The organism is Pinisolibacter sp. (genome assembly GCF_036782435.1).
GTDB lineage: Bacteria > Pseudomonadota > Alphaproteobacteria > Rhizobiales > Ancalomicrobiaceae > CALBKH01.
The window spans coordinates 1-24,361 of sequence record NZ_DAIPZB010000016.1 but is presented as its reverse complement, the minus strand read 5'-3'; the positions used below and the strand labels follow the sequence as shown (position 1 = coordinate 24,361).

Here is a 24,361-nt window from a genome sequence, read left to right as displayed (position 1 = left end):
GCGATGCGGCGGATCGAGAACGACGAGGACGTGGCGGCGGGGCTGGTGGAGTTGACGCGAATCGATCCGCGTCTCGAGCCGGTCGTGGCGATCGCCGGGCCGGTGCCGCTGCGCCGCCGGCCGCCGGGGTTCGAGGGACTGGCGCGGATCGTCGTCGCCCAACAGGTCTCGGCCCAGGCGGCGACGTCGATCTGGAACCGTTTCGAGGAGACGCTCGGTGGGCGGGTCGACGCGGCGGCGATCGCCGCCCACGACGACGAGACGTTGCGCGGCGCCGGCCTGTCGCGGCCGAAGGTCGTGACGCTCAGAGCGATCTCGGCGGCGGTGTCGGACGGGCTCGACCTCGAGGCGGTGGCCGGCGCGCCGGTCGACGAGGCGACGGAAAAGCTGGTCGCGATCAAGGGGATAGGTCCCTGGACGGCGGAGGTGTTCCTGCTCTTCTGCGCGGGTCATCCGGACGTCTGGCCGGGCGGCGATCTGGCGCTCCGCAACGCCGTCGGTGACGCCTTCGATCTCGGCGATCGACCCGACGAGGCGGCCTGCCGCGCCATCGCCGCGGCGTGGGCGCCGTGGCGCGGGGTGGCGGCGCGGCTGTTCTGGGCCTACTACGCCGCCCGCCGCGACGGGCGCGAAGGCGCGCCGCGCTGAGGTGTCCCGAAACGGGACGGATCGGCTTCACAAGGCCGACATCTCACCTGTACACTCTCGCCATGGTTCGCCGGCGTCCGGGCCTCGCCGTGCGCGTTCCTGTCTGAGGCCACTCGTCGGACGGTACCGGAGACGGAGCCGAACGAGAGGTGCGCCTTTGACGATCCACGTGCCGTCCAGATCGCATCCCGCTCTGGTGCTCAACGCCGATTTTCGCCCCCTCAGCTATTATCCGTTGTCGCTCTGGTCCTGGCAGGACACCGTCCGCGCGGTGTTCATGGACCGGGTCAACATCGTCCAGCACTACGACGTCGAGGTCCACTCGCCGTCCTTCGCCATGCGCCTGCCGTCGGTGGTGTCGCTCAAGACCTACGTCAAGCCGACGCGCCAGCCGGCCTTCACCCGTTTCAACGTCTTCCTGCGCGATCGCTTCCAGTGCCAGTACTGCGGGTCGAGCGAGGATCTGACCTTCGACCATCTGGTGCCGCGGGCGCGCGGCGGGCAGACCACCTGGGAGAACGTGCTGACCGCCTGCTCGCCCTGCAACCTGCGCAAGGGCCACAAGAGCCTGCGCGAAGCCGGCATGCACCCGATGCACCTGCCGTGGCGGCCGACGGTGCACGACCTGCACGACGCCGGCCGGCACTTCCCGCCCAACTTCCTGCACGACAGCTGGATGGACTACCTCTACTGGGACACCGAACTGGAGCCGTGAGGCGTCGGCTCAGGCGCGGCGGGCGCGATCATGCCGGCGAAGGCGAGGAGGATCAGGCCGCTCGAGGCGATGACGTTCAAGCCGGCGAAGGACAGGCCGAGGATGCGGATCTGCGGCTTGGTGCAGTCGACGATCTTCACCTTGGAGAGGCTGCCCAGGAGGTCGCCGGCGGCGGTCGGGATCGTCCCGCCGCGCGCTGCGCCGCAGTCGGCGGGGCCGGGCCACCAGCCCCATTCGGCGCCGGCCTGATAGACGCCGACCGAGCCGCCCCACAGGAACAGGCCGGCGAGCACCAGCAGTACCACGCGGGTCAGCCACGCCGGACCGGAGATGCGCTCGACGCCCCAGCCCATGAAGGCGAGCGGTATCGCCAAGTAATAGGGCATGCGTTGCATCAGGCAGAGCTTGCAGGGCACGAAGCCGGCGAGCTCGAAGCTCCAGGCGGCGCCGACCGAGAAGATCGCTCCGAGCCCGAGGAGCAGGACGATGCTCTCGCGCGGGCGATCGATGTCGGCGATCTTCGTGTGCAGGAGGTCCATCCGTCGTCCCTCTCGGTTGTGGGCGCCGCGCCCTTCAGCCCATCAGTTTGAACGCCACCCATAGAGCGATCACGAGGGCGGCGAGAGCGCCGGCGACGCGGCCGAGATGGGTCTCGATGAAATGGCGGATCGGCTCGCCCCACTTCCTCAGCGCCCAGGCGAGGGCATAGAAGCGGGCGCCGCGCGCCACGATCGCCGAGCCGACGAAGAGCCACAGATCGACGTGGACGGCGCCCGACAGAATGGTCACGACCTTGATCGGCGGCAGGTGGGCGAGGCCGGAGGTGATCAGCAGCAGCAGGACCGAATCGCCCCAGTCGCGGCGCAAGCGCTCGAACGCGTCGACCTTGTGATAAAATTCCAGCACCGGCATCGCCAGCGTGTCGAAGGCGTACCAGCCGAGATACCAGCCGGCGATGCCGCCGAGCACCGAGGCGGCCGTGGCGGTGAAGGCGTAGCGATAGATGCGGTCCGGCCGGGCGAGGCCCATCGGCAGGAACAGCACGTCGGCCGGCACCAGGAAGACCGAGCTCTCGATGAAGGCGATGATCGCCAACCAGGCTTCCGCGGTCTTGCGGGCGGCGAGCGACAGGGTCCAGTCGTAGAGGCGTTTCAGCATCGGTCCTCGTCCGAGGGCGGCGGCGGGCGCGGCGCGTGGTCGAGCGGGGTGTAACCGAGGCGAGGGGCGCGCGTCCAGAGCGTCCGTCGCACGTCTCGTGGAAGTGAACGACGCCGACCCGCCACCGTCGTGTCGGCGCTCCTCGACACGACCGGCGACGCGGCGCCCGTCGAGAGGTCACCAAACCCGCACGCCTCGCGCCGGCGCCGCGGCGGAGCGGCCGATCACGGCGGCGGACGATCGGGTGGGGTTCGGTCTTTTCATGTGTGGGAGTGCGGGGTCGTCGTTGACGCGGCGCGGCTCCCGTCTAATATGCCGCCCGCCTGCCCCAGTGGCGAAATGGTAGACGCGGCAGACTCAAAATCTGTTGCCTTCGCGGGCGTGCTGGTTCGAGTCCGGCCTGGGGCACCACAATTCACTTCCGGAATGGCGAAATAGGCGGACAAGGGGGGCGGAAACGCCCCCTTTTTCAATGGTCCGCGGTGTCCAGCGGTGTGTGTGGGTGATTGTGTATGGGTGTGGCTGACCACCAAATTCGGTGGTAATGGTGGTGGTCAGAGACGATTTTCGAGGATGCTCGCCATGGCGCTTACCACCACCGCCATCCAAGCCGCCAAACCGGGGCCGAAGATTCGCACGCTGACCGATGGTCGCGGGCTGCAGCTGCGCATCCTGCCGAGCGGCGTGAAGACGTGGCGTGTCGACTACCGAATCGGCGGCAAGCGGAGCAGCCTGCCCCTCGGCAGGTGGCCGGAAATCTCGCTCGCGGAGGCGCGGGACTTGGCGCGCGAGGCGCGCCGTCTCGTCGAGCGGGGGACCGACCCGCTACAGGACCGGAAGCGGGTCGCGCGCGAGGCGGAAGCCGGGCGGGCAGTGACGTTTCGCGTGGTCGCCGACGAGCTGCTCGACAAGCTGACGCGCGAGGGCAAGGCCGCAACGACGCTCGCCAAGCGGCGGTGGCTGCTCGACAAGGCTTGCGCGGGGATCGGCGATCGGCCGGTGGGCGAGATCACGCCGCCGGAAATTCTCGCTGTGCTGCGCCTGGACGAGGCGGCCGGACGGTATGAGACGGCGACCCGGCTGCGGTCGACCATCGGGCAGGTGTTCCGCTTCGCCATCGCGACCGGCCGGGCGACGTCCGATCCCACGCGCGACATGCGCGGCGCTCTAGTGACGCCGACGGTGCAGCATCGGGCCGCCATCCTCGATCCGAAGCGCCTCGGCGAACTGCTCCGGGCGATGGACGACTATGCGGCCGAACGCTCGCGGTCGCCGGTGACGGTGGCGCTGCGCCTGCTGATCGCGACGGCGACGCGGCCGGGCGAGGTGCGCGGGGCGACGTGGGGAGAATTCGATCTCGACGCGGGGGTCTGGACGTTGCCGGCCGGCCGGACGAAGCAGCGCCGCACCGTGCGCGTCATGCTCGCGCCCGACGTCGTCGAGACGATGCGCGAACACCGGAAGTTCGCCACCGCCCGGCGGGTCGACGGGGCCGGCGATCTCGTCTTCCCGGCGATGGGGCGACCCGGCCGGGCGATGAGCGAGAACACGCTCACCATGGCGCTACGGGCAATGGGCTTCGATGCCGGCGAGGTGACGGCACACGGTTTCAGATCGACCTTCTCGACGATGGCCAATGAATCGGGGCGGTGGTCGCCGGACGCGATCGAGATGGCTCTCGGCCACGCGATCGGCGGTGGTGACGTGCGACGCGCCTACGGCCGTCACAGCCTCGAGGAGGAGCGTCGAGAGTTGGCGCGATGGTGGAGCGACAGGCTCGACACGATGAAGCGCGGCGCCGAGGTGGTGACGCTGCCGACCGGGAGGGCGAAATGAAACGGCGGCCGGGATGGCGGCCGGTGGGCTGGCAGAATTGCGATGAGGCGCGCGAGCTGGCGATGGCGCTCGACGGCGGATTCGAGCCCGACAGCTACGAAGAGCCGGAGGACGGCGGCATCGATTGGGGTCCGGGCATCCAGGCGGAGGCCGTGCGGTCGGTGGCCGAGGCAGGCATCGACGAGGCCATCACCCGTCATATCGAAGAGCTGCGGTCGAAATGGCTCGACGACCTGAAGGACCGTCTCACGCGGGATCGCGAGCACGGCTTTTCCTCCCCGCTCGGCCACGCGGAGTGGTGTGCTCGGCTGGCGAAGTCGCTCGGCTACACGTCCGAGAGCGTGAGGGTGATGATATCCGCGCGGTGCAAAGGGGACGCGGAATTTCGCGACCTCTGGCGCGGGGTGGCGAAGCCGGCGGGGCGTCCGCGTAAGCAAAAATAACAAGTAAAAAGTAGTTTCGAATTGCGGTTTTTCCCATCGTCAGGTCGTGAAAGCCTCCACTCATGCATAGTCATGAGCAGGGACGGTTAGCCATGCACGAAGCGATGATGGAGGCGCAGCCCGAGCCGCTGTTGCTGACGGTCGACGAGGTTTGCCGGCGGCTCGGCGTGTGCCGGTCGACCTACTACAATCTGGTGAGGTCCGGGCAGCTCGCCGCGCGTCAGCTGAGAGGCCGACCATACGTCGAGACCTCCGAACTTCGTCGATTTCTCTCCGCACTGCCACCGGCGGACGTGTCCACCGGCCGACGTCGCGCCTGATGAGCGAACGCCCGACCGTGGCTGCGGCCGGGCGCTCCGAAATGCGGTGAGGATGGCCCGATTCTACACGGCCGGCGGGGCTCCTCAATCGAATTCGACACCGGCCGGTGAGGATTTCCGACATGACATGGCTGTTGAACGGCGCCCTCGGCCGGGCTGCCGGCGGAACAACTGCGCCCACATGGATCGAGTGCATGAGGCACGAACTGAGTGGTGGTCACAAGCCGATCTATGGCTGTTCCCCGACGTCCGAAGAGCTGCCGGCCGACCAACGCATCCTTCTCGGCATCGAGGCGACGCGGCGATTGGCCGATGTCGTGTGGTGGCTCCAGGCGATCGCCGGCAACGACGAGGGGCTGACCTTCGCCGTCATCCTCGACGCCTGCGACACGCTCTGCAGCGAGTCCGAGGATGCGTCGACCGAGCCGGAGACGGCCGAGCTGCGGCGGGACGCGATCGCTGCGGCGTGTAGCCTGCTCGACCTCGTCGAGAACTACGGTGTGTGTCGTCGGGTTTCGAGCGCACGTCATTGGTTGTCGGGCGTGGTCAACTCCCGCGTCGGCTGCAGGCTCGCCAATGGCCTCGCCCTGCATCGGCGAGGGCGGCGAGGGGCTAGAGCCCTCTGGCGGGTCGACGATCGGCCGACCTACGAGATGGTGCAGGGCGAAAATGGCCGCTGGCACCGAGCCGAGATCGCCATCTCGGGCGCGGAGGGCATCCCCCATGGGTGAAGCGCGACGACGGCGGGAGGCCGCAGAGAAGGCGAAAGCGGCGGGAGCCGAGACCGTGATCGATGGGCAGACACTGGCGGAGATGGGCGGCTTCCTGGAGGGGCGGCGGCCGTTCGGCGGTGATAGCGCGCGGGCCGAATTCTCCGCGGCGGACGAGCGCGTCGAGCGCCTCCTGAGGGGCGCGACGATGGGGGCGAACGGATACTTCATCGCGCCACTCGACGGCCAGCTACCGCGGCTCGACGGGCATCGGAAGATGCTTCACGTCGGTCTCGACGGGGGCGAGACCACGGTCGCCGAGGCCGAGGTGGCGTGGCATCTCCTCAAAGAGCGGCTCGCGGAAGAGCTGGAGGAGGCATATCGCCGCGATCCGGGCCGCACTCGCCGATGGCATATGAAGCGGATTGCCCGGCGTGAGGGGCTCAAGCTGGCGAGCCGGCGGGTGCGAGTCACGGGCGGCGGCGTCACCGTGACGACGCTCGGAAGGACGGCCGCAGAGGCGCGGGAAATCCTGATGCAAAGGCTCGCCGAGGCGGGATTCGCCGGAGCCGAAATCGGCCTGCCCCTGGCCAGTGAGCGGGTGGAGGACGGGCTATGACCGCGCTGCTCGGCGGACCCGCTCACATCACCGCCCCCACCGTCGCGGCGGCGATCTACGCGGCGGCCGGACTGAAGGTCTTCCCATGCGACCCCGCGACGAAGCGCCCGCTCATCACCGGGTGGCCCGACGCCGTGGTCGACGCGGCGCAGATTTCGGCGTGGTGGACCATGTGGCCGACGGCGCTGATCGGCTTCGCACTGAAGGGTGGCCGCGTGCTGGTACTCGACGGCGACCGACACCACGAGGGCGTCGACGGGGTCGCCGAGCTTGCCGCTCTACTCGGGCGGCACGGAATCGCGCCACAGGCGTGGGTCGAGACGGCGGGCGGGGGCGCGCATGTGCCGATCGGGCTCCCGCCCGGTCGTGAATGGGGAAATCGGTCCTCACTCGGATCGCGCGGCGTCGACGTGCGAGGGCCGGGCGGCGGCGGCAGCGGCGGCGGCTATGTGGTCCTGCCGGGGTCAATCCGGGCCGATGGGCGGCGATGGCTGGTCGCGGGGCCTGCGGTCCAGGGGCTCGACGAAGAGGCGGCGATTCGCGCCTACGCGCACTTCTTGGCGGCCGGCGAGGGGCTTCCGGTGGCGCCGGACAGCCTGCTCGACGAGCTGGGGAGGGTCGATCCGGCGAGGTCGGCCGGCGGAACGGTGGCGCCGGCCGGCGAGGTGAACGTCACGGGCACGCCGGCCGGTCATGACCGACCGACCTGGACGGCCGGCGGGCTCGCCACCTACGGCGGATGGGCGCTGCTCTCTGCCGAGGAGGCGGACGCCGCGGGCTATGCGCTCGGCGAGGACGGGCGACGCGGCCGGTCGATCGTCGCCCTGCTCAGAAGCGAATTCGACGCCGCCGCCGGGCCGGGTTCCTATCACAACAACGCGCTCATCTTCGGCGGCAAGCTCGGCGCGCTCGTTCGGCATCGGCTGTTGACGCACGGGGCCGCGGTCGAGGCGGCGCACGACGCCGTGCCCATCGAGCACTGGCGCACGGTAGAGGATGCGATTTCTTGGGGAATCAGGTCGTGCAGTGACTCCGTCGCGCTGATCGGCGGCGGCGGCGGCTCGAGGCGCGCCGTCGAGCGGAAGGGCGACGAGGTCGTGTCGGTCGACGGAATCGCGGTGGTCGGGGCCGGTGATCTCGGCGAAGACGGCTATGCGCGCGGTCACGGGGGAGAAGCCGGCCGAGCCGCGGTCGAGCAGCACCTTCGAATGTTCCGCGCCGAGGCCGAGGCCGCGCTCGAAATCGAAGACGATGGCGAGGCGGTCGACGAGCTGCGCAACGCGGTCAACGACCTCTCGTTCAAGATCGGCGCGGTGGTGCGATCTCGTCGCCTGGGGTGGTCGGCGGCCGTGGGGATCGCCGAGGACGCGCTCGACGAGGCGCTTCGCGAGGCCGGAGCAGAGGCCGATTTCGACGATGGGCAGATGGACCGGCTGTTCGATGCGATCGAGTGGGGGCTGATCGACGGCGTCGCGAAGTCGTCGCCGGGGTCCAAGGCGAGCGGTGGCCCGCTTTCGATGAGCGAAATTTGGGGCGTCGAGGTGCAGCCGGCGGCAGTTCCGACAGTGGGGGCGCTGCTCGACATCGGCGTGCTGTTCGGGCAGCCGGCGGCGGGGGTGACGGTCCCGGCGGCGATCGACGAGGAGGGGGAGGAAATGGCGAATTCGGCGGCCTTCGGTGAGATCGCGGCTGTGAGGAGTCACAAGCCGATCGTCGCGTGGCAGCCCGGCGAGGAGACGCAATCGGTCGACTGCATCCTGATGCTGCTGGAGCGCGAGAGCGCCCTGTTCCGGTCGAGAGGGCAGCTCGTGCACCTGTCGGTGCGCGGATCGCTCACCGAGATCGTCTCACCGACCGGCGGCGACGGGCGCGAGCTGCTGGTCAATCTATGCCGTCGACACGTCGCACTCGTGAGGACGACGAGGGCGAGCCGCGGCGAGAGCGTCGGATGCTGGCGTCGGCGGGAGAGTGCGACGATCAGCGATGCGCATCCCGTCGAGCTGAACATGGGGCCTCCGAAGGGCAAGCCCGACAAGCCGGACGTGTGGAAGCCGGTGCAGCTGCTCCGCGACGCCGCGCCGCCCTCTCGCCGCGTCCCGGCCGGGCTCTACCCGGACGACACGGTCATCATCGGCGACGACGGCTCGCGGGCTCGCCTCAAAGGGACCGAGGACGCGGTGATCGCCGCCGAGCGCGGTGAACTGGTCCTCGTCGTCGAGTGGATGAAGGCGCCCGACGCGCTCCTCGAACGTCAGCTTCGCGCCAAGAGCGCCAGCGCGAGAGAGCGGGCGAGGCCACTGGAGGGGATCTTGCGCGCGCCCTCGCTCGGCTCCGGCGGTGAGATCGTCGAGGGGCGCGGCTATCACCGGGCGGGCTATTGGCTGACGCCGTCTTTCGGGATGCCGGCGGCGATGGGCGACCTGCCGTCGACGCGGGAGGCGGCTCAATCGGCGGTATGGCGCCTCATGAGCTACTTCGAAGGGACCTACTTCGACGAAGATTTCGGCCTCGTCGCAGCCCTGGGGGCAGTGCTCGCCGGAGTGGCGCGGCCGGCGGTGCCGAGGTCGCCGATGTTCGCCGTCACGTCGCCGAGGAGCGGCGGCGGCAAGTCCAAGCTTGTCGACATCATGATTGCGATGGGCGTCGGACACGAGACGAAGCGGGTCAATTTGACGTGGTCACAGGGAACCAACGACGAGATGTCGAAGCGGACGGAGGCGGCCCTTCTCGATAATGCAGAAGTGATCTCATATGACAATGTAATTGGCGTTTTTCCGAATATTGGATCCGCCCTTTCGGCGATCATGGAAAAGTCGGTCGACGTCCGACCACTCGGCGAGAGCGCGCAAATCCGCATCGAACCGAAATCTATGCTTTGGTTTTACAACGGCAACAACGTCTCTCCGGCCAATGAATGGCCGAGGCGGACGATCGATATTCGAATCATCTCGCCAGAGGAGACTCCGCGCATGCCGGAGCGGGCGGCCGGCGGTGGCTTCGTCGTCGACCCGGTGACGGGCGAGCGGCGATACGATCCCGAAGCCGAGGCGGCCGCGCTGCGGTTCGGTCGGGTCTGGACCCCCTTCTCCCCGCCCGTGTCGCCCCCGATCGCCGGAGGCGCGCGGCCGATCTCGATCGAGGAGAGGATGGAGCAGATTCACCGAGAGCGGCCGCAGATCGTCCGCGACGCGCTCATCGTCATGCGGGCTCACCACATCGCGAGAGAGGAGGCGGATCGGCTCCCCGGGGGGCGGAGGGCGCACGGGTGGTTGCCTGATCATGCGGGCTTCGGCGCTTTCGGGAGCGTCGTCCGCGATGCGCTGCACTGGTTGATGGGCGTCGACATCCTCGAATTCACGCGATCCGACGAGGCCGACGTCCTCGAGGTCGGCGACGACCAGGAGCTGATGGCGGTTCTGTGGGAGGCGGTCGGCGAGTACTACACCGTGGGGGGTGGGACGAACCCCCGAATCTGCTTCTCCCATGCGGCGCTCCACAAATACCACGACGAGGTCACGCGGTCGGCGGCGTGGGGCGTGCCGATGCCGGCGAACGAGGGCAAGCGGCCGGCGATCATCCGGCTAGCCGAGCTGCTCGACGACATCACGAGAGCGCCGGGCGACCCGGCCAAGATGCGGTGGCGGACGCTCCGGTCCAAGCTCTCCAGCCTCAAGGGCAACCTCTTCGATGGGGTGAAATTGATCCGACGGAAGCAACTGCTCGACGGGTATGCATCCTATGAGCTGGTGCGAGTGCGGGGGCAGAAATGAGGAAGAAAGTGGAAACAGTGGAAACAGTGGAGGGAAGAATGTGCTGTTTTCACCATCAATCAAGGCTCCCGGCGATTTCGAGACACCAAAACAATGGGCCGTCACAGTGAGAAAGTGGGTTTAGTAGTCAAATCTCTCACGGGCGGGAGAAACCACAGGGGAAGAGATAGAGAGTGTGTGCGCCCGCGTATGGGGGTTTTGACCCCCTAAACCCACTGTCTCACTGCCACCCTGCTCCAACCCGATTTCATCCGATTCCCCGCCTGCGCTCGTCGGCAGGCCGACATGGCGGCAAAATAGGACAGGACCAATGAGCCTCCTCACCTTCCTTTCCCTCACGCACTCTACGAGCCGGTCATCGCCGGTCATCGCCGAGGGTGGTGTCGAAGAGCCCGGCGGGGTGGTGTCGAGCATCGACGGTGGAGATGCCGACGAGTCCGAAGAGGGTGGTGCAGAGGAGAAGCCGCCGCACGCCGACCGTGACAGTAAGGGGCGTTTCGCTCCCGGCAATTCGGGCAGCCCGGGTCGGCCGAAGGGATCACTCAGTCGGACGACGATCGAGGCACAGAAGCGGCTCGCCGAGGCGGGCGGATCGAAGGTCGTCGCGATGGCGTTGAAGTTAGCAGCGCAGGGTGAACCGGCCGTGGTGACGGCGCTGCTCAAACACATCTTGCCGAGGCAGAGAGCGGCGCTGACGCCATTCTTGCTGCCGGCTGGGGAGTTGACCGAGGCGGGGCTGAGATCGGCGGCGACCGACGTTCTGCGTCTCGTGGCGGAGGGCGAGATGACCGCCGCCGAGGGGCGCGAGGCGATGGCGATGATCGAGCAGGCGCGGTCGATCGTCCTCGCCGACGAGCTGGCGAAGCGCGTCGATGCCGTCGTTGCGCGGGGTGGCGCCGTCGAGGGTGGCGAGCCGATGGCCGGGCCGGAGGGCGAGCCGTGAGTTATGCGGCTCTGCGGAGGATGGCGAGCCGGCTCGACGCGGTGCGGCCGCAAAGCGCCGCGATGGCCGGGCCGACGATCGACGTGGCGACGGGCGGGATGCTCATACCCGGGTCGCCGGGCGGGCGCGCGATCCGGGTCCTTTTCCTGCCGTCCCGGCTTCACGTCGACGGCGGCCGGGTGCTCACCACCGCCGAGATGTGGTCATCGCTCGGAATCGACGCGGCATGGGAAAACCCTCACGAAGAGGGGGCCGCACGGTCGGCGGTGGCCGGGGGCGGTAGGGAGCGCCTCGAGGAATCGCTTCGATCCGCAGACGTCGTCCTACCGGAGGCCGCGCGCCCTCTGTTCGATGTCGGCGAATGGCGGCATGTCGCGCTGTGGGGCGGGCGATGCGGGTCGAAGTCGACGTCGGCGGGCGTGGCGACGCTGCTCCTGGCGCGCGGTCGCCGGCTGAGGATCATATGCGCGCGGCAATTCATGGCCAATATAGGCGCCAGCGTGCGGACGCTGCTCGTCGACTGGATCGACCGTCTCGGCCTCGAGGACGAATTCGAGGTGATGGAGCAGACGATTACCCATGGGCACACCGGGTCGCGGATATCCTTTCTCGGCCTCGATCGATCGCCGGACTCGGCGAAGTCGCTGGAGGGCGCCGACATCTGCTGGATCGAAGAGGCTGCGTCGGTCACCGCCGCGGCGCTGCGCAAGCTCTCGCACTCGATCCGCCGGCCGGGCGCCTGCCTCTGGTACACGCTGAATCCCGAGGACGAGTCCGATCCGGTCGACGCGGCGCTGCTGTCGACGACCAATCCGCCGCCGAGGTCGGTCGCGAAGCGGGTGAGTTACACCGAAAACCCCTACTTCTTCGGCGGTGGTCTCGTCGACTCGCTCGTGCATGAGATGGGCGGCGGTGACGTCGCGATGGCGCGTCACACGTGGCTCGGCGAGCACCTGACGCTGACAGAGGCGCGGATCTATCCGAGCGTCGTCGCCGGGATGCCGCCGGACGACGCGATCGGCGCGGATGCCGTGCCGGTCGCCGGGCTGGACTTCAGCCGGGGCGGCACCGATCCGCACGCACTGGTCAAGGCGGTGGTCGACGTCGAGCGGCGGACGATCTTCGTGACGGAGGAGCTGGTCACGCACGCGCCGACCGCGGATCTCGTTGCGGCGGTGGCCGGGCTCGTCGGGTCGGGCCGGCTGCTGACCGATCACGAGCCGGAGCGGATCGAAGACCTGCGGCGGGCCAGGATCGATGCCGGGGGAGCGAGGAAGAGCGCCGGAAGCGTCATGCGCGGCATTTTCTGGCTGCGGGGATTCACGATCTACGTCTCTCGCGCGTGCCCGAGCACGCTTCGCGAGCTGATCGGCTACCAGTGGCAGCGCGATCGCCGCACGGATCGCATTCTCGCTCGTCCTCGCGACGGCGACGACCACACGTGCGACGCGCTGCGCTACGCGGTCTCCGACCTGATCGACGGTGGCGGGGCCGGCGGTGCCATCCGCTTCCGCATCGGCTGGTAAGGGGCCGGGACGGGTTGGCGCGGCGCACCAGAGGAGTGAATACATGCCGAAATTTTTGGACGAATATACATGTGCGACATATCTGATAGATTGTGTATAGCATTGATTTGCACGGTACGCGTGAGATACATTTTGCAGCCCAGAGCCGTTGATACAGAAGCCGTCGTGCTCGCGTCGATCAGCATCCTAACCCGACTGGTTGAAGTCCTAGAAGCCAACGGGACTCTCAAGCCCAGCAAAGTAGATGCCATATTTTCTGGATCGTTCGACGAACAACAAAACGCCACTGCCGCTCCAATCCAGCGGGCGGCATACGTGATCCATTTTCTTCATACGAAGAATGGAAAGGCACGGCCGTTCCATCTCTAACAGGGTTCTGAAAAAGCGATTTCGAGCTCAACTCGACAGGATCATGTTCCGCAGAGGATCTAATTCGGGAACTGTATTTCGCCTGCCGCCCGAAACGCCGCTTTCATTTGCGGGATGCCTTCCAATCAGTTCGTTGACCGCGCTTTTTTCAGCAGCCTGCTAAGGAACAGCATCGGCTCGCAATATTTTGCCATGTCGCCCCCAACAAAAAAGCCCGGCTCAGCGGCGGGGCTCGTCGCCGATATGCAACTCGCACTCAATCTTGGATAATTCTTCCACCACCGTCCAAATCAGGGTACTCGGCAGCCATACGAACCTGAAATTCCGCCTCGGTCTCTGGCGGGTTCGGGTCATAGCCGACTTCATCGTTTTTCACGTCCGCCAACCAGTACCCGCCGCTTTTGAGACGAGCGACGCGGTCCTTCATACGCCACAGCATAGTGGAGAGCACCATTTCCGGGTCCGTGCCTTCAATGCGAAGGCCCCGCGCCACCAGTTCCTTGTAGAGATCGGAGCGCCCCACGGGCTCACCGCGTTCGCGGATGATATCCCGCGCGGCCTCGGCAACTTCTTCCTTTTTCGAATTCCCTTGTGACCGGCGCGAGCTTGCGGTCTGCACGATTGTTTTGGGCGGAAGTGTGCGCAACTTCTCAAGAATGACATCCTTGAGAAGAGACCCTTCGGACGCATCTCCCTCTTTTTTCGGCATCCCCGCATATGCGTGCCAAGTAGCGATGAACTGCTCAACGTCCCGCAGATCCCGCTTCCATTCGTCGATCTGTTGCTGCGCCGCATTGATCTGCGCTGCAAGCGCATCGCGGCGGGCTTCTGCGTTTTGCAAGGCGGCGTCCGACATTCAGTTGCTCCCGGTCCGTTCTGGCGGAGAGCTTAGCATCCGGAGATTCTTTGCGCCATACACAATCGCGGCCTTGCGCCCGTATGAATGCGAAGATAAGGTGAATCGCGAGGGTGCCCGGTACGAAAAAGGGGCAGCGTTGGCCCGCTGCCCCTTGGATCTGCCGGCGCTTCACGGGCGCTCGTTGTGCCACCCCGTGAACGAAGACAGACGTCTGATTTGCTCGTACATCGTACGGCATCTGTCGGAGACCCGCAAGCGGCACGTCCAACATGGAGCGAAAGCCCATGAGCAAGCGTGCTTGCCATTGGGTCCGCCCGCACTCGCGCGTCCGGAATGGTCGCGTCGAGTCGGTAACGGGCTACTGGCGCTGCTGCGGCCTCTAACCGCTTGGCGCTAGTCATCTTCAGGCTTGCGTCGGCGGCCCTCAGATGACGAACTGACGTCCTTCGTACGTCCTGACCGTCGGGGAGGCTCATTCCCCGGCGGTCTTTTTTGCTTCGAGCGTTCGATGCTCTCGACAATTTCCTTCGGATCGGTCTTGGCGAACCGCCTCAACGCTTCCCCGAAATTCATGTTCAGTCCGAACGGGGGCTCCGTCTTTCGATCCCCGGTCATGCCTTGAGATCCACATAGCGCAAGCGCCCTTCGACGCAAGCGAACAATGCATTCATCCGGTCGGTGACAACCATATCACGGCGGTTGAAGTGCCACGTCATTTCGTCGAGATACCGGGACAGGTGCTTCGGCGACAGCCAATGGTGAATGCCGAGGATCTGCCTCTTGAGAAGCGCCAAACGCTCTCGATCCCATTCGTATGGATCCTGAAGTCACGGACATATTCGCCAGCCGAATGATTCACCGTGTGATGGTGATGCGTCTTGTGCAGACCCTTGAACCCACGGTCCTCGCCGGTCATCACCGTCTCATTCGCCGCGACATTCTCATGGACATATCCTTGCAGCGTCCGCGCCGTCTGGTCGTTCACGTGTTCAGTGCGAAGCTCGCCTTCACGCTCAAGAACACCGAGTACAATGAGCACGATCCCGCTTGGGTGCGCGGGCTGGCGAGGCTGCCGAAGCGCGAGTTCGCAGCGCAGGTGCTGGCGATGGCGGCGCGATGGGACGAGCCGCCGCTAATGGGAGGGCTAGCCCTACTCACAATGATCGGCGGGGCGGCGCACAATGGCGACGCATATTCGATCGAATACCTACGCCGCTTGGGGCAGTGGTGAGGGCCGGGACGGCGGTCGGCGGAGGGGGCACGGCGGGGGATGGTGGTAACGATGGTGGTAATCTCGCAGATCCTACGAAGCGTATTAAGCAATATCAATTACTTGATCTGATATTGTGCAGCCGGCCTGGGCACCACTCACTCACAGAACTGCGAACCGGTCTGGCGGTGCGGGTCAGATCGCCGTCGGCGTCGATCGCGCGGGCGAGTAGGTCCTTCTTTCCGATCACACGGATGCCGGTCTTCCCGACGACGATACGGTCGATCAGGGCGTTGACCCACGCCTTCCGCGCCCCAACGTCTCCGGTGCGGAGCGTCGTCGCCATGGCGGAGCTGAAAATCTGCACCTTCATCGGATCGATCGTCTTCACCGACGTTTCGGATGCCAAGATACGATCGAGCGCAGCCTGAGCACGGTCGCGATCGGCGACAGTGTCATCGACCCGCTTCTTCAGTGACGGGTCGGTGACGGAGACGACGCCGACTTCGATAGCCTGATAGAGTCGGTCGAGCTTGTCTCCCGCCTCTTTGACCTCCTTCGTCAGTGCCGCAATTCGCGAATGGACGGCCTCCCTCGCGGCATCACGCGCCTTCATCGCGCCGTCGAGAAGCGACATGACATGCGCGGGCTGGAGCAAGCGCTCGACCAACCCCTCGGTGACCGCGTCGTCGAGCTTGGGAGCCGATACCCATTGTCCTTTGCAGGCGGTGGTGCCCTTCCGACCCGCAGCCGAGCAGGCGTAGTACTGGTAGACGACACCCCTGCGCGACGTTCCGGTCCGTGCGGTCATCGCAGCACCGCAGGCTTCACAGACCGCTATTCCGCCAAGCAAGGTCGGCGACGCGGAGAAACGGGGCGGCGACTTCTGCGGATCACGATCGGCGAGGAGTTTCTGAACACGGTCGAACACGTCGAGTTCGATGATCGTCGGCACCTCGTAGGCGACCACGTCCGATTCATATTTGTAGTCGCCGGTCTTGCTGGACCGAACGTTCCAGCGCCGCGTTCCGGTGTAGGCTTCTCTGGTCAAGATTTCGTGGACACCACCGGTCGTGAACAGATTGCTCTTCCTGGTGCGGATACCCGTCTTGTTGAGCGTGTCGGCGATGCGCTTCACCCCCAAGGGACCTGACTTCCCGTCGCCTTCGACTGCGAGTTTGAAGATGGTTCGGACGATTTCCGCCTCGACCGGGTCGACCTCGTATTTCGACTTGATTCGATCGCCCTTCTGCCCCGCCGCGACGCGGCGATACCCGAAGGGCGGAACGCCACCGTTCGAGTATCCTTCCTTCGCGTTGAGCTTCATAGTGCGAGTGACGTGCTTCGCCGTTTCCCTCGATGAGTATTCGTCGAAGAGGGCGATCATCTGAGTGGCGAAATCGCCTTCGTTGCCTTGCCCGAATTCCTGAGTGATCGAGACGATCGTCGTGTCGCGCTTGGCGAGATTGCGGCGTTGGACGCCCTGCTCGATCGAGTCGCGAAAGAGGCGGGACAGCGAGTGGACGACGATTGCGTCGATGCGTATCTCGCCGTTCATCACTCGGTCGATCATCTGCTGAAAGCCGGGGCGATTGGTGTCGGTCGCCGTGAATCCCGGGTCGACGAACTCGGCGATGATAGTTGCACCCCTCCTTTCCGCCCAGGAACGCATCTGAGCGAGCTGATCGGGAATAGACAGTTCAGCAGCCGCCTGTCCCGGGGTCGACACCCGGGCGTAGAGCACCACGCGCATGGGTGCGTCGGGATCGCGTCTTTCCGGTGGTCTGCGCCTCGCCATCGTCGCCTCAACTCAACACGGCATCGAGCATCTGCTTCATCCAGCGCTCCAGCACGTCGACTTCACGGAAGGAGACCGGGAGCGGGTTTTTCAAATTCCAGTCGACCGGAGGCAGTTCGCGTGCAGATGAGCACGTGCCCGAAATTGGAACGGTGGCACCGGTTCTCGTGCCGTCTGTCTGACCCGTTCCGAGAGCATGTGCTGTCGGTTCGAGTCCGGTTTCGACCTTAACGGTCGGAGGTTTGCCCAAGAGGGCTCGCGATCCCGCGCTGGCGACGGTCTACGTGTCGAAGACGACCGCCGCCGAGCGCGGCATGGCTTCCCACCTTCTTCGATACGGGCGAGCCGGATGTTCCGATCTCACCATATTCAGCCCTCTGACGAGGGCTGAACAAATTCATGTTAGAGCTGATCTATGCCATACTCCAGCTGTTGGTCCGCAGAAATGGCGAAATTCTCTGACATGATCATGTGATTGGCGAAAATATCCAGGTAATATATGAATATTTTCGGCTACAATTTTTTCATTGATATTTGAACCTCCTGCATGAGTTGATCGAGTAGGGCAGATCGAAACGCAATAGGATCTGCCTGAGGTCTTCACCCTCGTCAGGGGGTGTGGGTTACGTATGCCGGGACTTTCTCGGAACGCTTCTTCCCTTTCCACTTCTTCACAATGCGTTCCAGGCAGTGTCGGTCGAGCACCCGCGACCTTGTGAGCGCATCGACGATCGCGGCGTGAAGGTCGTGCCGATCCTGGAGAATCGAGCGAGCAGTGTTCCTGGCTTTGCCGAGATCCGCTTCGACATCGGCAGCGAACCCCCGGTCGACGAGAAGCTTCTGCGCCAACAGGTCGGGATCGTGATGGGTGAGAGACCCTGCAAGACCCACGGTGGCCCGCATCACGGTTGCCAAGCGGGTCGCTATTCGAAGGTCTGCTTCCGCTCCGGCGTCGGCGCCACCGCCGAAAAGCTCGTCTCCGGCCCTCCCGGCAAGCGCGACGGTGATATGGGCTTCGAAATCCTGGCGCCTCGTCAATCTCTCGGTCTCGACCGAGGTCAGGCCACCGATACGACCGGCGCCGATGATGGAGACCCGCTCGACGTCGAAACCGAAAGCGTGGGCGACGACGGCATGCGCCGCTTCGTGGACCGCAATGTCGCGGATCTGCTCCGGCGTCCGATGATCGGGCGGCGAGACAGCGGCGAGGAGATGCGAGAACCCGAATGTGAGTAGCCCGGCATGCTTGGCGAGACGCCGAGCGGTCTCGATCCAGTTGACGACTTGCGCCCCAGTCGCACGGCCGACGATCTCGACGACGGATGCGATCTCCGTATCCGTCAGTTCCGTCGGGGCGTACTGGCGGATGATTCCGGCCAATTCCGCTCCCTCGGGGATCACCATGTGGATGGTGCGGTCGATACGTCCGGGTCGGATCATCGCGGAATCGATGCGGTCCGGGTGATTCGTTGCGGCGACGAGCAGCACTGCGCGGGACGATGCTTTGAGCCTGTCGATTTGCAGGAGAACGGCGGTAATGACGGGCAACCACCAATCCGCATTTCTCGAATTCAACCGGTCGCGCGACGGCAGAGCATCCAGCTCATCCACGAACAAGACACTTGGCGAATTTTCGAGGGCCCGGTCAAAATCCTCGATCGCTGCTTTGATGACAGCATCCAGATCGCCCGCAGATCTGGCGAACCAATTCGCAACAGAGGCCGAGACCAGCGTGGCCCCGGTCGTCCTCGCGATGGACTGCAGCATTCTGGTCTTGCCGGTGCCGGGTGCGCCAGCGAGCAGAGCAGCGACCAGATGAGCGGGCTCACCAGCGCGGATCCGCTTGAAATCCTCGACCGCGCCGAGGGCCCACTCCTTCGCTTCACCATAGCCACACAGGTCGTGACCTTGCCCCTGGGGATGTCCTCGTTCTGAACTGGAATCCGTCGACAGGAGACGGACGATGCGAAAGAGCAGGTTCAGCGACGAGCAGATCATCGGCATTCTGAAGGAACATCAGGCCGGGATGCCGGTGGCGGATGTCTGCCGCAAGCACGGCATCAGCGACGCGACGCTCTACACGTGGCGATCGAAGTACGGCGGCATGGAAGTCTCCGACGCCCGGAAGCTGAAGACCCTCGAGGACGAAAACCGACGTCTGAAGAAGCTCTTGGCGGAGTCGATGCTCGACGTCGCCACGTTGCGGGAGATGATGGGAAAAAACTTCTGACGCCTGGTTCGCGGAGACGTGCCGTGAGCTGGGCGATCGAGAAGAAGGGCTATTCGCAACGCCGTGCCTGCGGGCTCGTAGGGATGGCGCCGCGCGTCTATCGCTACGCCTCGCGGCGCGGTGACGACGAAGGCGTTCGGGCGCGTCTACGGGAGCTGGCGGCCATCCGTCGTCGGTTCGGCTATCGCCGGCTGCACATCCTGCTGAAACGGGAGGGCGTCGCCGTGAACCACAAGAAGCTCTACCGGATCTACCGGGAGGAACGGCTGACGGTTCGAAAGCGAGGCGGCCGGAAGCGGGCTCTGGGCACACGGGCTCCGATGGCGATCCCGCAAGGACGGAACCAACGTTGGTCGTTGGACTTCGTCTCCGACACGCTGGTTGACGGACGTCGCTTCCGGGTTCTCGTCGTCGTGGATGACTTCACGCGGGAATGCCTGACGCTGCTGGTGGACACCTCGCTCTCGGGCGTACGCGTCGCTCGCGAACTGGATCGGCTGGTTGTCCTGCGTGGCCGGCCGGCGATGATCGTCAGCGACAACGGCACCGAGTTCACGTCACACGCCATGCTGCGTTGGTCCGAAGAGAACCGCGTCGAGTGGCACTACATCGCTCCCGGCAAGCCGATGCAGAACGGCTTCGTCGAGAGCCTGAACGGGCGCTTCCGGGACGAGTGCCTGAACGAGACGTTGTTCCGCGGGCTGGCCCATGCCCGCAACGTCATCGAGGAGTGGAGAACGGACTACAACACCGAACGCCCCCACACGAGCCTCGACGGGCTCACACCGAACGAGTTTGCAGCACGGTCCCGAGAGGACCAGAACCGGAACGGATTCTGGCTATGAACGGGGACAAACCGGGGGCAAGGTCAGCGGCGGAGAGGTCGACGCACCGCATCCGCCCGTCGGCGGAGCACGCGGCGCCGCTCGACCCTCAGGGTTTCGGACGGGGCTGCGGGGCGATGCCGAGGGTGCGCTCGAGGAAGTCGCCGGCGAGGGACCGCGCCTCGGGGAAATTGACCACGGTGTGTTTGTCGGTCGACAGCGTCACCACCGTCGCGGCGGTATGATCGCGCAGCGCCGCGGTGCAGGTTCCGGTGACGGACATGCCCTGGTTCCACGGGTTCATCGGCGAGAAATAGGGATCCTTGGCGGCGATGATCGCCAGGACCGGGGTGGCGCGCGGGATCGCGGTACGGTCGTCCTCGACGAAGTAGTTCTTCTCGCAGGACCAGGCGTAGAGCAGGCGACCGACCGGGCGTGGATCGTCGAGACGGGCCACCGGCACCGCGCCTTCGCTGGTGCCGGCGACGACGATGTGATCGGGGTCGACCCAGGACAGCTCGGCGGCGTGATCGAGGGCATATCTCAGTTCGGCGAGACGCAGGCCGTGGACACGCTCGTAGGTCGGCTTGTCGATCGGCGACCGGTAGGTCAGGCGATCGGCGATGGCGAGACTGTCCGGGGCGATCGAGGCGAGGCCGAGGTCGCGGGCGAGCCAGGTCTGATAGTCCTTGACGAAGCCGGCGATGCCGCTGGAGCCGTGCATGAACACCACCAACGGCCGACGTCGCTCGGCGATCGGCGGCAGGTCCTTCAACTTGACCTGCTGCGGCGCTCCGCCCGGGGTCTCGGCCGGGACGGTGACGAGGGCATTCTCCCAGGTGGCGCGCAGATTGTCGGCACTGGGATCGAGCACCGCTCCCTTGATCGACTGGGCGAGAGCCGGGGCGGCGACGGCGATCGTGACGGCGGTGTAGGCGGCCAGGCGCAGCATGGCGTTCCTCCCTCGAGACCGGGTCACGATGCGGCCGGCGGAGGCCCGCGTCATCGATGTACTCGATCGACTCGGGTGATCGATCGAGTACATCATCGCCGTCGATGCGGGACCGCCGACCGACCCTGTCCGAGCTCGAGGCGCTGCGCGCCACCCTCGCCGAAGGGTCGACGGCAGCGGCGGCGCGCCGCCTCGGTCGCTCCCAGTCGTCGATCAGCCGGGCGCTGGCGAGCCTCGAGGATCGCCTCGGCCGGCGCCTGTTCGAGACGGCGGGCCGCGGCCTCCGGCCGACCGGCGACGCACTGGCGATCGACCGCGAACTCGATACCGTCTTCGCCTCGCTCGACCGTCTGTCGAGCCGCAGCGCCGTCACCGCCGGCCGGATGCTGCGGATCGCCGCGCCTCCCACCTTCGCGGTGGCGCTGGTGCCGCCGATCTTCGCCGCCTATCGGCGCCGTCACGGTGACGTGCGACTCGATCTCTCGGTCGTCGCCTCGGCCGACGTGGCGGTCGCGGTCGCCGCCGGATCGGCCGACCTCGGCCTGACCGACACGGTGATGCTCGACACCGAGACCCGGATCGAGCCGTTCCACCGCTCCGAGATGGTGGCGATCGCGCCGCAGGGACATCGGCTGTCGACGCTCGACATGGTGACGGCCGCCGATCTCGCCGGTCTCGCCTTCGTCGAGTTGGCGCGCGGCCACTCGATGCGGCGACGGGTCGACGCGCTGCTCGACGGTGTCGATCGCGAGATCGTGGCGGAGGCGGCGACGGCCCTCGCGGCGGTCGAACTGGTGCGGCAAGGGGTCGGTGTGACCCTGCTCAATCCGTTCCCGGTCCTGAACGGACGCCGCGCCGAAGGACTGATCCTGCGGCGGTTCGCGCCGAGCCTCACCTATCAGGCGGTCTGCGTCCTGCCCGCCGGTCCGGCCTCGCCGGAGGCGATGCGCTTCGTTCGCTTCCTGAAGCGTCGGGTGGGGGCCGAGGAGCCACCGGCGTCCTGATGTGGCGACCGCGGCGAATGCGCAACCTCACGAGCTTGTCGGCCGGACCGTCGGGACGGTACAAGGAAACGGCGACCCGGTTCCCGGGGTCGAAGAACGGGAGCGCGTGCGCTTTCGATCACCACGGCGACCGCGCCGGAAAGATCTCTCATGCAACTCAACGCCTGCACCCACGGGGCCCTTCGTATCCTGATGTCCTGCGCGGAAGCGGGAAACGATCCGGTGACGATGGTCGGCATGGCGCAGTCGCTGGGTCTGACCGAGGCGTTGGTGGTGAAGGCCTGCCATCGCCTGATGCGGGCGGGTTACCTCAAGGGCATGCGCGGCCGCGGTGGCGGCTATCTGCTCGGCCGGCCGGCGCGGGGGATCTCGCTGCTCGAGGTGGTGCGTCTGTTCGAGGACGAGGACGATCTCTTCCCCTGTCGGCTCAAAGCCGACGGCGATTGCCGGATCGCGGCGATCTGCCGGCTCAGGGTCGCCTGTGAAGAGGCGCACGACGCCTTCTCGGCGGTGCTGCGCGACACGTCGATCGGCGACCTCGCCCCCGGGGCGAACTCGCCGCAGCCGGCTCCGATCCTCGCCTGAGGGACGAGCCGAACGGCGCCGTGGGCGGTTCGATCGGCCTTCCGGGCGGCCGTCACCGATCCGCGGGAGGAGCCGCGGGCGATACCGCGTCGCTCAGGCGGCGTGGTCGACGTCGAAGCCGAGGATCGGACGCAGGACGTCGGCATTGTCGGTCATGTCGGCGATGGTGTAGCGCTCGAGCACCGTGAGAAAGGCCGCCTGGGCACGCTGCACCGCATCCACCAGCCTCTGCACCGAGGTTTCGGTGTTGCCGCAGGTGGGCGAGCCGAAGCCTTCCTCGGTTCGGCGAACGATCTCGGCGACGCTGATCTCCTCGGGCGGGCGCGCCAGACGGAAACCGCCGTTGCGACCACGCTGATTGATCAGATAGCCCCACATGCCGAGGTGGTGGACGCATTTCACCAGATGCGTCCGCGAGATGCCGTAGGCGTCGGCGACGTCCTGGACGCGAACCAGACGGGGATGGGCCAGCGCCGCGTACATCAGGGTACGTAGGGCGTAATTGGTGTAACTGGTCAGACGCATACGGCGATGTCCGGATCGCGACGAACACCCGCCGCGCCGATAACATATACCAGCGATCGTGATTTTCGTACTCCGCAGAATCCCCTCCCGATGTGACCCGCGTCATGACCCGGCGTCGGTGAAATGGGGCGACACGTCGGAGACTGCGGCGGTGCGCTCCCGCGCGCGGTGGTATGATTCGTTCGATGGTTCCGAGGAGACCGTGATGGCGGCGTGGTGGCATCCGGGTGCGATCGCGATGATCGTTTCGAGCCTCCTGTCGGGTCCGGCCACGGCGGTGGTGCCGGCGGAGAGCGGCGCGGTGACGGCGCCGTCGGCCGTGCCGCGTCTCGCCTCCCTCGACGGCATCGACGCCGATCTCGTCTACGACAAGATGGCGATCGACATCCGATCCGACATCGTGCGGCTGCGGATCACGCGGCCCTCCGGTCCGCCGGGGATCTGCATGGGGGCGTTGGTCGACCGCCGCTTCGTGGTGACCGCCGGACACTGTCTCGCCGGCGCCACGGCGATCGAGGCGTCGCGGCAACCGCGCCGCGGCGGGCCACATCAGGTGATCGGGGTGCGGGACTGGACGATCCATCCGCAGGCGGCCGGCGGGCGCCCGGGATCGGGACGTCTGCCGGAGGGGCGCCGGCGGTCGACGGTTCGCGACGTCCATCGTCATCGCGACCTCGGGCTCCTGCTACTCGCCCGGGATTTTCCCGGTGGCGCCGGGCGTCTGCGGCTGGCGGAGGGGCACGTGCTGCGCGATTGGCATCGGGCCGCCGCGGTGATCGGCTTCGACCGTGATCGCGACACCCGCGAACTCACCGACCGATTGAGCTTCATTCCACTGGTCAAGGTGCGGGGAATCGCCGGTTCGGGGGGCGCGGCCGTCGCCGCGGAGGTCGGGATGGTCTTCGACCACGAATTGCAGGACATCCCAGCGCCGCCGCGTCTGGCCTATTGCCAGGGCGATTCCGGTGCGCCCGTCCTCGCCCTTCTGACGGTGAAGGCGCCGGGCGCGGGCGCGCCGCGGTACGAAGTGCGCCTGATCGGCGTCTCGGCGTTCGGGTCGCGACCGCTGCCGCGGTTCGGGCGGCGAGCGGCGGCGAACGTCGGCTGTTTCCGGCAGGTGGTGTGGTTCTCGCTCACCGACCCGAGCGTTCGACGCTGGCTCGCCGACACACAGGCGTTGCTCGAACGTCGCCACTGCCTGGAGGCGCGGAACGACTCGTGGTGCGGGCGACGGGCGGCGCCGTGAAGGGGGCGGTGGTGGTGTCCCGGAAGGGATTCGAACCCCTGACCTACGGTTTAGGAAACCGTTGCTCTATC

At 66.4% G+C, this 24,361-nt stretch carries 22 protein-coding genes, 1 tRNA gene and 1 pseudogene; 16 read left to right on the top strand and 8 right to left on the bottom strand.

What is annotated here, in order from left to right; translation table 11 throughout:
• Positions 1 to 3 precede the first annotated feature (3 nt).
• Together V7Q42_RS08875 and V7Q42_RS08870 are read left to right on the top strand one after the other, a co-directional pair.
• Entirely contained in the window at positions 4 to 648 is a 645-nt protein-coding gene (locus V7Q42_RS08875) for a DNA-3-methyladenine glycosylase family protein (RefSeq protein ID WP_333823639.1), read from the top strand.
• A gap of 157 nt (positions 649 to 805) precedes the next feature.
• Entirely contained in the window at positions 806 to 1,363 is a 558-nt protein-coding gene (locus V7Q42_RS08870) for an HNH endonuclease (RefSeq protein WP_333823638.1), read from the top strand.
• On the opposite strand, the gene V7Q42_RS08865 is transcribed toward V7Q42_RS08870, so the two are convergent.
• Together V7Q42_RS08865 and V7Q42_RS08860 are read right to left on the bottom strand one after the other, a co-directional pair.
• Complete coding sequence (locus V7Q42_RS08865; RefSeq protein WP_333823637.1) at positions 1,336 to 1,902, bottom strand: disulfide bond formation protein B; 567 nt, start codon at positions 1,900 to 1,902, stop codon at positions 1,336 to 1,338. The genes V7Q42_RS08870 and V7Q42_RS08865 overlap by 28 nt on opposite strands.
• A gap of 34 nt (positions 1,903 to 1,936) precedes the next feature.
• Complete coding sequence (locus tag V7Q42_RS08860; protein WP_333823636.1) at positions 1,937 to 2,521, bottom strand: YqaA family protein; 585 nt, start codon at positions 2,519 to 2,521, stop codon at positions 1,937 to 1,939.
• A 325-nt stretch (positions 2,522 to 2,846) separates the two neighbouring features.
• On the opposite strand from V7Q42_RS08860, the gene V7Q42_RS08855 reads away from it, so the two are divergent.
• The 9 genes from V7Q42_RS08855 (at position 2,847) to V7Q42_RS08815 (ending at position 12,688) form a co-directional block, all read left to right on the top strand.
• A tRNA-Leu gene (locus V7Q42_RS08855) sits at positions 2,847 to 2,932 on the top strand.
• Positions 2,933 to 3,103: 171 nt separating this feature from the next.
• Positions 3,104 to 4,357 carry a tyrosine-type recombinase/integrase gene (locus V7Q42_RS08850; protein WP_333823635.1) on the top strand — a complete coding sequence of 418 codons (1,254 nt, stop codon included), beginning with the start codon at positions 3,104 to 3,106 and terminating at the stop codon, positions 4,355 to 4,357.
• Positions 4,354 to 4,800, top strand: coding sequence for a hypothetical protein (locus V7Q42_RS08845; protein ID WP_333823634.1), 447 nt, complete (start codon positions 4,354 to 4,356; stop codon positions 4,798 to 4,800). Before V7Q42_RS08850 ends, V7Q42_RS08845 begins: the two co-directional genes overlap by 4 nt.
• Before the next feature lie 92 nt (positions 4,801 to 4,892).
• Complete coding sequence (locus V7Q42_RS08840) at positions 4,893 to 5,120, top strand: helix-turn-helix domain-containing protein (RefSeq protein WP_333823633.1); 228 nt, start codon at positions 4,893 to 4,895, stop codon at positions 5,118 to 5,120.
• Between the two features lie 194 nt (positions 5,121 to 5,314).
• Positions 5,315 to 5,851, top strand: a complete 537-nt coding sequence (locus V7Q42_RS08835; protein WP_333823631.1) for a hypothetical protein — start codon at positions 5,315 to 5,317, stop codon at positions 5,849 to 5,851.
• A complete protein-coding gene (locus V7Q42_RS08830; RefSeq protein ID WP_333823630.1) occupies positions 5,844 to 6,449 on the top strand; it encodes a hypothetical protein in 606 nt (201 codons plus the stop codon). The genes V7Q42_RS08835 and V7Q42_RS08830 overlap by 8 nt, the downstream gene beginning before the upstream one ends.
• The gene (locus V7Q42_RS08825) at positions 6,446 to 10,219 is read left to right on the top strand and encodes a bifunctional DNA primase/polymerase (RefSeq protein ID WP_333823629.1); all 3,774 of its coding nucleotides are present in this window, start codon (positions 6,446 to 6,448) and stop codon (positions 10,217 to 10,219) included. The genes V7Q42_RS08830 and V7Q42_RS08825 overlap by 4 nt, the downstream gene beginning before the upstream one ends.
• 403 nt (positions 10,220 to 10,622) lie before the next feature.
• Entirely contained in the window at positions 10,623 to 11,162 is a 540-nt protein-coding gene (locus V7Q42_RS08820; RefSeq protein WP_333823628.1) for a hypothetical protein, read from the top strand.
• Positions 11,159 to 12,688, top strand: a complete 1,530-nt coding sequence (locus tag V7Q42_RS08815) for a PBSX family phage terminase large subunit (RefSeq protein WP_333823627.1) — start codon at positions 11,159 to 11,161, stop codon at positions 12,686 to 12,688. Before V7Q42_RS08820 ends, V7Q42_RS08815 begins: the two co-directional genes overlap by 4 nt.
• Positions 12,689 to 13,313: 625 nt before the next feature.
• On the opposite strand, the gene V7Q42_RS08810 is transcribed toward V7Q42_RS08815, so the two are convergent.
• A complete protein-coding gene (locus V7Q42_RS08810) occupies positions 13,314 to 13,913 on the bottom strand; it encodes a hypothetical protein (protein WP_333823625.1) in 600 nt (199 codons plus the stop codon).
• A gap of 614 nt (positions 13,914 to 14,527) precedes the next feature.
• Positions 14,528 to 14,901: pseudogene (locus V7Q42_RS08805) on the bottom strand (IS1595 family transposase).
• Here V7Q42_RS08805 and V7Q42_RS08800 point away from each other — a divergent pair.
• Entirely contained in the window at positions 14,902 to 15,147 is a 246-nt protein-coding gene (locus V7Q42_RS08800; RefSeq protein WP_333823623.1) for a hypothetical protein, read from the top strand.
• 94 nt (positions 15,148 to 15,241) lie between these two features.
• On the opposite strand, the gene V7Q42_RS08795 is transcribed toward V7Q42_RS08800, so the two are convergent.
• Both V7Q42_RS08795 and V7Q42_RS08790 read right to left on the bottom strand, forming a co-directional pair.
• Positions 15,242 to 16,879 (bottom strand): recombinase family protein, encoded by a 1,638-nt coding sequence (locus V7Q42_RS08795; RefSeq protein WP_333823621.1) that lies wholly within the window; start codon positions 16,877 to 16,879, stop codon positions 15,242 to 15,244.
• Positions 16,880 to 17,533: 654 nt separating this feature from the next.
• On the bottom strand, positions 17,534 to 18,928 hold the full coding sequence (locus V7Q42_RS08790) for an AAA family ATPase (RefSeq protein ID WP_333823620.1): 1,395 nt from the start codon (positions 18,926 to 18,928) through the stop codon (positions 17,534 to 17,536).
• Here V7Q42_RS08790 and V7Q42_RS08785 point away from each other — a divergent pair.
• Positions 18,888 to 19,999 (top strand): IS3 family transposase gene (locus tag V7Q42_RS08785; RefSeq protein WP_333823619.1). Its coding sequence is split into 2 segments (ribosomal slippage): positions 18,888 to 19,137 and positions 19,137 to 19,999, totalling 1,113 coding nucleotides; the frame shifts between segments, so codons are not numbered across the junction. The genes V7Q42_RS08790 and V7Q42_RS08785 overlap by 41 nt on opposite strands.
• Positions 20,000 to 20,087: 88 nt before the next feature.
• Here V7Q42_RS08785 and V7Q42_RS08780 read toward each other — a convergent pair.
• Positions 20,088 to 20,930, bottom strand: coding sequence for a dienelactone hydrolase family protein (locus V7Q42_RS08780; protein ID WP_333823617.1), 843 nt, complete (start codon positions 20,928 to 20,930; stop codon positions 20,088 to 20,090).
• A gap of 104 nt (positions 20,931 to 21,034) precedes the next feature.
• Between V7Q42_RS08780 and V7Q42_RS08775 the strand changes: the two genes are divergently transcribed.
• Entirely contained in the window at positions 21,035 to 21,934 is a 900-nt protein-coding gene (locus V7Q42_RS08775; RefSeq protein WP_333823616.1) for a LysR family transcriptional regulator, read from the top strand.
• Positions 21,935 to 22,084: 150 nt separating this feature from the next.
• On the top strand, positions 22,085 to 22,519 hold the full coding sequence (locus V7Q42_RS08770) for an RrF2 family transcriptional regulator (RefSeq protein ID WP_333823614.1): 435 nt from the start codon (positions 22,085 to 22,087) through the stop codon (positions 22,517 to 22,519).
• A 93-nt stretch (positions 22,520 to 22,612) separates the two neighbouring features.
• On the opposite strand, the gene V7Q42_RS08765 is transcribed toward V7Q42_RS08770, so the two are convergent.
• The gene (locus tag V7Q42_RS08765; RefSeq protein ID WP_333823613.1) at positions 22,613 to 23,044 is read right to left on the bottom strand and encodes an Rrf2 family transcriptional regulator; all 432 of its coding nucleotides are present in this window, start codon (positions 23,042 to 23,044) and stop codon (positions 22,613 to 22,615) included.
• Between the two features lie 205 nt (positions 23,045 to 23,249).
• Between V7Q42_RS08765 and V7Q42_RS08760 the strand changes: the two genes are divergently transcribed.
• On the top strand, positions 23,250 to 24,290 hold the full coding sequence (locus V7Q42_RS08760) for a trypsin-like serine protease (protein ID WP_333823612.1): 1,041 nt from the start codon (positions 23,250 to 23,252) through the stop codon (positions 24,288 to 24,290).
• The last annotated feature ends 71 nt before the right edge of the window (positions 24,291 to 24,361 follow it).